The sequence below is a fragment of the Chloroflexus sp. MS-CIW-1 genome (assembly GCF_030444705.1).
Taxonomy (GTDB): Bacteria; Chloroflexota; Chloroflexia; order Chloroflexales; family Chloroflexaceae; genus Chloroflexus.
Map to the genome: position 1 here is coordinate 76,812 of NZ_JAUBWR010000002.1, position 11,302 is coordinate 88,113.

At 54.9% G+C, this 11,302-nt stretch carries 6 protein-coding genes and 1 tRNA gene; 5 read left to right on the top strand and 2 right to left on the bottom strand.

What is annotated here, in order from left to right; all coding sequences use genetic code 11:
• Nucleotides 1–34: 34 nt before the first annotated feature.
• Entirely contained in the window at nt 35–1,090 is a 1,056-nt protein-coding gene (locus tag QTO31_RS13295) for a proline racemase family protein (RefSeq protein ID WP_301429535.1), read from the bottom strand.
• A 618-nt stretch (nt 1,091–1,708) separates the two neighbouring features.
• Between QTO31_RS13295 and ppdK the strand changes: the two genes are divergently transcribed.
• The 3 genes from ppdK to QTO31_RS13310 all read left to right on the top strand — a co-directional run bounded on the left by ppdK (nt 1,709) and on the right by QTO31_RS13310 (nt 7,644).
• The gene (ppdK, locus tag QTO31_RS13300) at nt 1,709–4,339 is read left to right on the top strand and encodes a pyruvate, phosphate dikinase (RefSeq protein WP_301429537.1); all 2,631 of its coding nucleotides are present in this window, start codon (nt 1,709–1,711) and stop codon (nt 4,337–4,339) included.
• A gap of 159 nt (nt 4,340–4,498) precedes the next feature.
• On the top strand, nt 4,499–6,004 hold the full coding sequence (locus tag QTO31_RS13305; protein ID WP_301429538.1) for an acyl-CoA synthetase: 1,506 nt from the start codon (nt 4,499–4,501) through the stop codon (nt 6,002–6,004).
• Nucleotides 6,001–7,644 (top strand): S1 RNA-binding domain-containing protein, encoded by a 1,644-nt coding sequence (locus QTO31_RS13310; protein WP_301429539.1) that lies wholly within the window; start codon nt 6,001–6,003, stop codon nt 7,642–7,644. The genes QTO31_RS13305 and QTO31_RS13310 overlap by 4 nt, the downstream gene beginning before the upstream one ends.
• Nucleotides 7,645–7,670: 26 nt before the next feature.
• Here QTO31_RS13310 and QTO31_RS13315 read toward each other — a convergent pair.
• A tRNA-Leu gene (locus QTO31_RS13315) sits at nt 7,671–7,754 on the bottom strand.
• A 151-nt stretch (nt 7,755–7,905) separates the two neighbouring features.
• Here QTO31_RS13315 and QTO31_RS13320 point away from each other — a divergent pair.
• Both QTO31_RS13320 and QTO31_RS13325 read left to right on the top strand, forming a co-directional pair.
• Nucleotides 7,906–10,398, top strand: coding sequence for a mannose-1-phosphate guanyltransferase (locus QTO31_RS13320; protein WP_031459618.1), 2,493 nt, complete (start codon nt 7,906–7,908; stop codon nt 10,396–10,398).
• Between the two features lie 48 nt (nt 10,399–10,446).
• Complete coding sequence (locus QTO31_RS13325; RefSeq protein ID WP_301429541.1) at nt 10,447–11,214, top strand: lamin tail domain-containing protein; 768 nt, start codon at nt 10,447–10,449, stop codon at nt 11,212–11,214.
• Nucleotides 11,215–11,302: the final 88 nt, after the last annotated feature.

Genomic DNA, 11,302 nt, shown 5'->3' on the forward strand with positions numbered 1-11,302 from the left:
CCCGATCAAAGAGGCGAGAACCTGCCTTGAAAAGTTACATCATAACCTGATCAACTAAGAATCCTTCACCGAGTGGATCACGCGGATCAATGACAAATTCACTGCGACCGGTAATGAAAGCTCTCCCGCTCACTTCGGGAATAATAGCCGGATATGAGCCGATCTGGGTCTGTGCGACAACTCGCCCACTGAAGATACTACGCCGACCGAGAATACTTTCCACGGCTATCGTCTGATCAAGCTCGATCTCACCTCTGGCATAGTGAATTGCCAGACGTGCCGAGACACCAGTTCCCGTTGGTGAGCGATCAACTTCGGCATTGGCAAAGACGCAGATGTTGCGACTGTGATGAGTAGGGTCTTCAGCGTTATCGGTCAAGATAGTTCCGTACAGAAAGCTCAGATCAGGTTCATACGGATGCTGAACTGGTAATACGGCATTGACGGCTTGTTTGATCGCTTCGCCTGCCGCAACAAGTGCTGCCGTTTGTGTCGGCTCAACGCGCAAACCAAGCTGTGCCGCGGGAAGTACAGCGTAAAACGCACCACCCCAGGCAATATCGCATGTGACCTGACCGTAGCCTGGCACATCGATGACGAGATCGCGCCTGTACACAAATGATGGGACATTGCGGAACGACACCCTTGTCACATGGCCCTGCTCAATATCTGCCGTTGCGTGAACTAACCCAGCGGGAGTGTCGAGCGTCACTGAAGCATGGTGGTCATTTCCCTTCACCGCACCGCTCTCAACGAGCACGGTAACCAGTGCGATCACGCCATGGCCGCACATCGTGCTGTAACCCTCATTGTGCATAAATAGCACGCCGAGATCAGCTTCGGCACTTACCGGAGGTGTGATTACACAACCATACATGTTGTAGTGTCCGCGCGGTTCCCACATCAAAGCCCGTCGAATATAATCAAAGTGGTCGCGCATGAAGCGACGCCGTTCTAGCATCGTGTGGCCGACAAGTTCTGGTAACCCTGCAGTCACAATACGCAATGGCTCACCAGCAGCGTGGGCGTCAATCGTTGTTAACCGTATTGTATCGGCTGGTAACCTGATTCGTTCCCAATCGAGTTGCATTGGTAGCGGCTTCCTTTCCTTTTGAGCACATTATACGTCACTGGGCAGGCTAGAGGCTCGCATGCTCAGAGAAGAGGATAGACCTCGTGCGTGGTATTATTGCGTTGGAACAACGCCTGCAATACCTCGCCACCAGCGGCAATGAACGGGGACTTGTAACGTTCTTCCACAGATGATTATCCTCCATCGAAGACCACCTGTGGGCGAGACAGACATTACACGGGGTAGGCGCACAGCAGCGCCGTACCCTTACGCGGCTGCAGGAAACGTTCTAGAGGCCTGCCCTTCCAAGTCATAGGTCATGGGAACATTCTTCAGGAACGCTCTCAAACCCACGATCGGGTACACTCTGCTTACCACTCCACTAGATGTTGTAACACCATACCACCATTTCTACTATTGTACCTACCTTTTGACAGTTGCGATACAGCGCGGTATAGTTGCGTTATCTACAATTGCGTTCTTAGATCAGCGTCGTACCATGGGGGTGCGACCAAACCGGCCAACTGAAAAATTTGTTTTGAGACTACTTCCGAGTTGTTCCGGGGAAGGGAGCACTTTCTAGCGTGCGCAGCTATCACGATTTCAACAAAAGACGCATTAGGGAGGAACCAGATTATGACAAAGAAATGGGTCTACCTCTTCCGTGAGGGAAACGCTTCAATGCGCGATCTCTTGGGCGGCAAAGGGGCTGGTGTTGCCGAGATGACACGAACCGGGGTGCCGGTGCCGCCGGGTTTTACTATTACAACAGAGGCATGCAATGCCTACTATGAGAACGGCCAACAGTTCCCCGAAGGGATGTGGGAGCAGGTGTTGGAAGGCTTGAAAGACATCGAGGCTCAAACCGGCAAGCGATTCGGTGATCCGTCCAACCCATTGCTGGTATCAGTCCGTTCTGGGGCAAAGTTTTCGATGCCCGGTATGATGGATACCGTGCTGAACCTCGGTTTGAACCAGGAGACCCGTGAAGGATTGGCCCGTCTTACCGATAACCCACGTTTCGCCGCCGATGCCTACCGCCGGTTCGTACAACTCTTCGGCAAGATTGTGCTTGGCGTTGACGGTGACCGCTTCGAGCACGAAATGGAGGAGGCAAAAGGCCACGGGCAACGGCAAGATACCGATCTGACCACCGAGGAACTGCTCGCGCTGGCAGAAAAATTCAAGGCGATTATCAAAGAAGACGTCGGCGTAGATTTTCCCGAAGACCCGTTCGAGCAGTTGCGCGCTGCGATTGCCGCAGTCTTCCGCTCGTGGAACGGTCGCCGTGCCGTCGATTACCGTCGCGTTAACAAGATTCCCGACAATCTAGGTACGGCTGTCAACGTTCAGGCCATGGTCTTCGGCAATATGGGGAACGACTCGGCAACCGGTGTGGCCTTTACCCGCAATCCCAGTACCGGCGACCCCGAAATCTTCGGCGAATATCTGGTAAATGCTCAGGGTGAAGACGTGGTGGCCGGTATCCGCACACCACAGCCTATTAGCAAACTGGCGCAAGAGATGCCAGAGGTGTACGCCCAGTTCCACGAGATTGCCAAGCAGCTTGAACGCCACTACAAAGACATGCAGGACGTTGAGTTTACCATCGAGCGCGGTAAGCTGTGGATGCTTCAAACCCGCACCGGCAAACGCACCGGCGCCGCCGCTGTGAAGATCGCGGTCGATATGGTGCGCGAAGGGTTGATCGATAAGGCAACGGCTGTACAACGGGTTGATCCGCACGCGCTTGATCAATTACTCCACCCCATGATTGATCCCGCTGCGCGTAAAGATGCGCAGCCGTTGACCGTTGGTTTACCAGCGTCACCTGGTGCAGCGTCCGGTAAAGCTGTGTTTGATCCCGATGAAGCCGAAGAACTGGCCAAGACTGGTGAAAAGGTCATTCTGGTACGGATCGAGACGGCGCCGGAAGACTTCCATGGTATGGTGGCTGCCCAGGCCATTCTGACAGCACGTGGTGGGATGACCTCACATGCTGCGGTTGTCGCTCGTGGGATGGGCAAACCGTGTGTGGCCGGCGCCGGCGATCTGCGGATCAACTACGCCGAACAGATGATGACGGTCAACGGTACCGTTATTCGCAAGGGCGACTGGATTACGATCGATGGTGGAAGTGGTGAAGTCTTCGCGGGCCAGATGCCGACGGTCGAGCCAGAACTCTCCGGCGACTTTGCGACCCTGATGTCGTGGGCCGATGAGTTCCGTAAACTCGGTGTACGCGCCAACGCCGATATTCCACGCGACGCACGTGTTGCACGTCAATTTGGCGCTGAGGGGATTGGTCTTTGCCGCACTGAGCATATGTTTTTTGAAGGTGATCGCATTGATGCAATGCGCGAGATGATCCTCGCCGATACCCCTGAAGAGCGGCGAGCGGCACTGGCCAAGATCGAACCACTTCAGCAGGGCGACTTCGAGGGTCTGTTCCGTGAAATGGCCGGACTACCGGTGACGATCCGCACCCTTGATCCGCCGCTCCACGAGTTCTTGCCCCACGACGACGAAGAGATTGAGGCACTGGCGACCAAACTCGGCGTTGATCCAAAGAAGGTCAAGGCCCGCGTAGAAAGCCTGCGCGAAGCTAACCCGATGCTGGGCTTCCGTGGCTGCCGTCTGGGCATCCTCTACCCCGAAATCACCGAAATGCAGGCCCGAGCCATCTTCAAGGCAGCGGTAAAGGTGAAATCAGAAGGGATCGACGTCTACCCCGAAGTGATGATCCCGCTGGTTGGCTACGTAAGCGAACTGAAGCTGCAAGAGGAGATTGTCCGGCGCGTTGCTAGCGAGGTCTTTGCTGAAGCCGGGATCGAAGTGCCGTACCTGGTCGGTACGATGATCGAGTTGCCACGCGCTGCCTTGGTGGCTGATGAAATTGCTCAGGTTGCCGAATTCTTTAGCTTCGGTACGAATGACCTGACGCAAACCACGCTTGGCCTCTCGCGTGATGACTCAGGTCGCTTCCTGCCGATCTACGTCGAAAAGAAGCTGATTCCAGACGATCCGTTCCAGACCATTGATCAGCGCGGCGTCGGGCAACTGGTACAGATCGGCACCGAACGAGGACGATCCACCCGACCAAACCTTAAGGTGGGGATTTGTGGAGAACACGGTGGCGATCCGGCCAGCGTTGAGTTCTTCCATCGGGTTGGGCTTAATTATGTCAGTTGTTCGCCCTACCGTGTACCGATTGCCCGTCTGGCTGCCGCCCAGGCTGCGCTCGGCGAGGCAAAGCGCGATAAATAAGAACATCTGATCCGCTCACTGATCGAACGGCGAGGCTCGTGAGAGCTTCGCCGTTCGTCGTGATCTTGTAACTCAAGAACGGTATCGGGATCGCTATAATGCAATACAACATTAGTACATCGGTATTGCCGGAAGGTTTACACTTCTGCGGAGAGTATCATGTCATCGTTGCCGATCATTGCTACCCTGCTGCACTATGCTAGGCGCACGCCTGATCGACCGTGCATTGTCGAGGATCGACATACCATCACCTATGCCGAATTGGCCGGAGCGGCAGCCGGTTGGGCCGCACGCTTTCAGGCTCTCGGTGTTCAGCGTGGCGACCGCATTGCGCTGGCCCTGCCGAACACCCCTGCTTTTATTGCCGCTTACTTCGGCGCGCAACTGGCCGGTGCCGCAGTTGTGCTGATCAATCCGCAGTATCGACACACCGAGCTGAACCATCTGTTGAGCGATTCGGCGCCAACAATTGTGGTAGCAACCGATGATAATGAAGCCATCTTGAGCGCAGCAATGCCGGCCAACCGGCCTTATGTGCTGAAGCCGTCGGCAGAGTTGTGTGGTGCACCGATAACCGACCCCACGTCGTTCGACCCGCCAGCGGCCCACGAGATGGCACTGATCGCTTACACATCGGGTACGACCGGTCGGGCAAAAGGGGCAGTACACACTCATGCCAGCCTGACAGCCAATTGTGATGCCGTGCTTAACGCCTGGCAGTGGACGGAAGCTGATCGTTTGCTGCTCATGCTGCCTCTCTTCCATGTTCATGGTTTGGGTGTGGGAGTGCACGGTACCATCCGCAGCGGCGCCAGTCTTGAATTGCACCCCCGTTTTGATGCTGAAATTGCCCTCCAGCGGATGAATGATCCGGCAATTACCCTCTTTTTCGGGGTACCGACGATGTACGTGCGCTTGATAGAAGTTGCCCGACGCTCTGAGGTTCCGAAACACCATATCCGCCTCTTTGTATCGGGGTCGGCACCACTCAGCCCGCAAACATTTGCCGATTTTGCCGCGCTTTTCGGTCAGCAAATCCTTGAACGCTACGGCATGACCGAGACAGGAATGAACCTGACCAACCCGTACTACGGTGAACGACGGCCTGGCAGCGTTGGTATGCCGTTTCCCGGTCAAGAGGCGCGCATCGTTGATCGCGTGACCGGTCAACCGTTACCGGCAGGTCAGATCGGCGAGATTCAGGTCCGTGGACCGCATCTGTTTCAAGGGTATTGGCGCAACCCAACAGCAACTGCTGCTGTCTTCACGGCTGATGGCTGGTTCAACACCGGTGATCTAGGTTTCGTCGACGACGATGGCTACTTCCACATCACCGGCCGTAGCCACGAGCTGATTATCAGTGGCGGCTTCAACATCTATCCCCGTGAGGTCGAAGAAGTCCTCGCTCAACATCCGGCAGTTGTCGAATGCGCCGTGTACGGTCAGCCCGATCCCGATTTGGGCGAAATACCGGTGGCCGCGGTGGTAACGAATGAGCAACCGGTCACGGCTGATGAACTCATCGCACACTGTCGGCAGTATCTGGCTGCATACAAACGACCACGGCGCATTCGCTTTGTCAGTGCGCTCCCGCGCAATGCTCTTGGCAAAGTTCAGCGCCATTTGCTCGCCGGTGAGGCATCATACCACGAGAGCAGCCTATGAGTCATCTCGATGATTACGAAGGTGATACGGCCAATGACCGCAAACGGCTTAGTGAGCTAATGACCGACCAACTCGAAGAGCTGGCGCGAGCAATCCATTCTCGTGACCAACTGGTACGGGCACGAGCTGCTAGCCGGTTGGTCAACCTCAATGTTGATCCCGATCTGGTGCTTCCCGCCCTGACCCATCCGCGCCCAGTGGTACGTGAAGTTGCGGCTGAAGCAATCGGCTACAGTCAGAAACCGCTCTCACCTGTGGTTATCGACACGCTGCTGGCCGCCATCGACGATCCAAAGACATTCGTGGCGGCGGCGGCTATCCGCACGCTAGGCCGACGACTTGTTAGCGATGCCCGAGACCAGATTAGCGCATGTCTTGATGACCCTGAACCACCAATTGTCGCTGCGGCAATTGTGGCACTGGCTCGCCTCGGTGACCACACGCTGGCAAGCGCGATCCCCGATTTCCTAAACAGCCCCCATCTGGTCATACGCATTGCTGCGGCTGAAGCAGCCGGTCTGCTTCATGTGTCGGCTGCCATTCCCGGCTTACTCAAGTTTCTGGAAGAATGTATTGCCCAGCATACAACTCAACAACACATTCCTAGCCGTGCCGCTAGCGTTGCAATGCAATCGCTCGCCCGTTTGCAGGCTCGCAGCGCCGTTCCATTACTCATCGAAATTGCCTGTTATGTCGTCGGATTACGTACTCTTGCAGTGCGGACTCTGATCCAACTGCATGCCGTCGAAGCCGCACCAGCGCTCATCCCATTACTCAACGAAGAAGGCAGCCACTTGCTCAACGAGGTCATTCGCTTTTTCCATACTGTCGATTACCGGCCTGCGGCACCCGCCTTACGCAACGTTCTTGAGCGGGCAACAGTACGAAATCGCGCACTGATTAAGAAGTTGTTGAGCATTCTGGCTGAATGGCACGACGAGCAGAGTATGCCACTGATGAGCCATATCGCCGCTCATGATCCCAGTGCCGAAATTCGTCACCATGCGACCCGCTGTCTAGCTGCGCTCCGTCAGACCTCGGCGACATCGACCACAACCGACCAGGATCGTCAAGTACCGACTATTGTGCTGCCAACGTTAGACAACGAACGCCTGCAACAACGCCGAAAACGGTTGGCACAACTGAGCATTGAACAAGTGGTCGAAGGTACCGTTCTGCGAGTGCTACGCTACGGTGCCGTGATTGACGTGAGCGGTGTTGAGGGCTTCGTCCACGTCGGGGAAATTGACTGGCGCTGGCTCGGTGATGCTCGCCAGGCGCTTCAACCCGGCCAGATAGTACGGGCGATGATTACCGACATTGATGAAGAACGTCTCCGTGTCAACCTGAGCATCCGTCGGCTCAGTCCTGATCCATGGCGTGACGTTAGCCAACGGTTTACGGTTGGTATGCAGGTAAAGGGCATCGTTACCGGGATCACCGGCTTTGGTTTATTTATCGAACTAGTACCCGGCGTGCAGGGTCTTGCTCATATCAGCCACATTCCACCCGATCAACAACCGTTGCCGCAAAAGTTTGTCCCTGGTCGCGAGGTGCAGGGGGTAATTCTCAGTATTGATAATGAACGGCGTCGAATCGCATTGAGCCTGTATACCGAACTACAGCAAAAAACCGTGTAGCATAGATACGCTACACGGTGCTCAGGTGGTGGGGACGGTGGGAGTTGAACCCACACGCCTTGCGGCACATGATCCTAAGTCATGCGCGTCTGCCATTCCGCCACGTCCCCCCTCGGCGAGTATAACACGAGAGAACATTTTCGGCAAGAGGTTGCCGGGCAGGTTCGTACCATGATATACTGAGGGTGCTGTTGTGGTATCCCGCCCCTCCGCCGCGCAGCCTGGTTGTCGTCGCGGTATCGACAGTTTGCAGGAGCCGCCATGAAAGCTGTTGTGATGGCCGGCGGCGAGGGCACTCGCCTGCGACCGCTCACGATCAATCGCCCCAAGCCGATGGTATCACTGGTCGATCGACCGGTGATGCAGCATATTATTGAATTGCTCAAACTGCACGGAATTACCGATATTATCATTACCGTGCAGTACCTGGCTAATGTGATCCAGGATTACTACGGCGATGGCAGTGCGTATGGTGTTAATATTACATACTCTCTTGAAGAAGTGCCCCTCGGTACCGCCGGTAGTGTCAAAAATGCTGAACATCTGCTAACAGAACCATTTTTGGTCATTTCTGGTGATGCGCTAACCGATTTCAACCTCACGCAAATCATTGAATATCACATTGCGTCTGGCGCAACCGCCACAATTACCCTGACTCGCGTGGCCAATCCGCTTGACTATGGCGTCATCATTACCGATGAACAGGGGCGCATCCGCCAATTACTTGAAAAACCGAGCTGGGGTGAGGTCTTCTCAGATACGGTCAATACAGGTATCTACGTTTTCAATCCTGAAATTTTTAGCTATATCGAACGCGGCAAAGTCACCGACTGGTCAAAAGATGTCTTTCCGCGCATGCTGCACCGTAACGACCGTCTTTACGGATATATTGCCAACGGATATTGGACGGATGTTGGTACCATCGAGGAATACATGCGGGCGTGTAGCGATTATCTGTCTGGAAAGGTGAATCTGCCGCGTATCGGTCACAATATCGGTGGCGACATCTGGATTGATCGCGATGCTGAAATTGCCCCTGACGCTCAACTGCACGGCCCTATTTATCTCGGTCATGGCGCCAAGATTAAGGGTGGGGTAATCATTCATGGGCCATCGGTCATCCGCGATTACACCATCGTTGATAGCCGGGCCAACATCGACCGCTCGATCATTTGGCGCAATTCCTACATCGGCGAACGAGCCGAGCTACGCGGCGCGATTGTCTTGCGTCAGTGCAATATCCGTTCACGGGCAATGATTTTTGAAGGGGCTGTAATCGGTGACGGCGTACAAATCGGTGCCGGAGCCGTTGTGCAGCCGAATGTCAAAATCTGGCCTTCAAAAGAAGTTGATGAAGGCGCGACGGTCACGTCCAGTATTATTTGGGGCAGTCAGGGTCGGCGTGTGCTATTCGGGCGCTACGGGATCACCGGCCTGGTCAACATCGAGATTACACCCGAAATGTGTGCCCGCCTGGGTGCAGCTTACGGTGCTACTCTCCCTCGCGGCTCAACCGTTACCATTAACCGTGACGCCCACTTTACGCCTCGTATGCTCAAACGGGCTATCATCGCCGGTTTGCCCTCGGCCGGGATCAACGTCTGTGACCTGCGTAATGTCCCGATTCCGATTGCCCGCTACTATACTTACGCCAGTGGTGCGGCTGGTGGTGTTCATGTGCGTATCTCGCCCTTCGACAATCGGGTTGCTGAAATTAAGTTCTTCAACCATCTCGGTCTCGACATCAACAGTGCTACCGAACGAAAAATTGAGAACACGTTTTTCCGTGAAGATTACCGCCGGGCCTACCTCGATGAGATCGGTCGTATTTTCTATGGGGAAGATGTTGAAGAGACATATCGGGCGGCATTTATGAAAGCCCTGGGACAAAATGCCGCCTTTGGCAAAGGCTTCCCTATCGTAATCGACTACGCAAACACCAGCACCAGCACGGTCATGGCTGAAATTTTGCGTCGCATGCAGGCTGATGCAGTGGAGTTGAATGTCTACCTCGATGAACGCATGGTCTTTCAGACAAGTGCTGACTTTGAGGCAGCAATGACCCGGTTGACCAAGATTACGCCGGTCGTTGGTGCGCAATTTGGGGTACGGCTCGATCCCGGTGGCGAGAAAATTTTCCTGATTGACGATCAGGGGCACCGGTTGCATCCGCTACGCGCATTGGCAGCCATCACGGCACTGGCAATGCGCGCCAATGGCGGTGGGATTGTGGCCGTACCGGTGACTGCACCACGGGCGTTTGAGCAGATCGCTGCCCGCTACGGTGGGAGTATCATCCGTACTCGCGCCAATGTCGGCGCGTTGATGAATCTAGCCGCTGAACGCCCCGATCTGCTCTTGCTTGGTGATGGGACAGGCAACTATATCTTCCCACATTTCTACCCCGTTGCCGATGGAATGTTTGCGATTGCCCGGCTGATGGAGCTGCTTACCCTTAACCAAACCAGACTCAGCGAGGTATTGGCCGATCTACCACCTTATTACCTCTGGCAAACCCGTGTCCCATGCCGGTGGGAGAGCAAGGGCAAGGTGATGCGAATCCTCAATCAACAATACCACGAGCGACATGGCGAGCAGATTGACGGTATCAAGATCGAATTGGGCCAGGAATGGGTGCTGATCTTACCCGACCCTGATGGGCCGTTCTTTCATGTGATTGCAGAAGGTACCAGTGAAGAGCATGCCCGCGTCTTGACCGAGAAATATGCCGGTCTGGTGACAAGTTTGCAGTGAAAGCGGTCGATTGGCGACCGTAACGATAATTGTTTGGAGGAGGGTACTATGTCTACCCGCTCATCCCACAACGATCCACTGTACGATACGATTGAACAGACAGCCGTTCAAGTTGGTCGATTTGGCCTTGGGCTGCTGCGGCTGCCCCTTGGTCTCCTGCCAGCTCAGAGTCGCATGCATATGGAACGGGCATTGTATGAGCTGAGCCATGGGTTTGCCAGCCTGCCCGGTGATTTTGCGCGCATTGCCGAGCAAGAGATCAACCACTGGGCAAATGAACCTTCCGCACTCCCTCCAACCCGTCACCCCGAACCTGAACAACATCTGACTGTGATCATTACCCCAGAAGCGCTCGCTTCATCGTCGCCATCACCCGCTGGCCAGGCAGATGGCGAGCCGGTCGAGGAAGATATTGCCGAACTCTTGACCGAAGAGGTAGCTGGGTCGATTACCGAGATTGAACGACTGGTTGCAGAACCTCCCAACGTAAGTATCACATACATTGAATACGATCCGCCTGGTAGCGATCTGGAAGGTGAATTTGTCGTTATCACCAATCAGTCTCACGAACCGGTTGACCTTACTGGCTGGACACTGGTTGATGAAGGGAGCCAACGCACGTACACCTTCCCTGCCTTTACCCTTGCCGGTGGCGCTGAAGTGAAAGTGTGGACGAAGGCCGGAATCGATGATGCGTATAACGTATACTGGGGTTCACGACAGCCTATTTGGAACAATACTACCGACAGCGCCGTCTTACGTGATGCAAACGGCAACCTAATCAGTCGTTATACGTATGCAGCCGGTACATCATGAATTGAAGCCGGGCTTTGATGTGTCTGAGAGGGTGTCGAAAAAACCTTTTGTGTCGCTGGTTGTTCTTCTCCTTCCTCTTCCCTTGTAG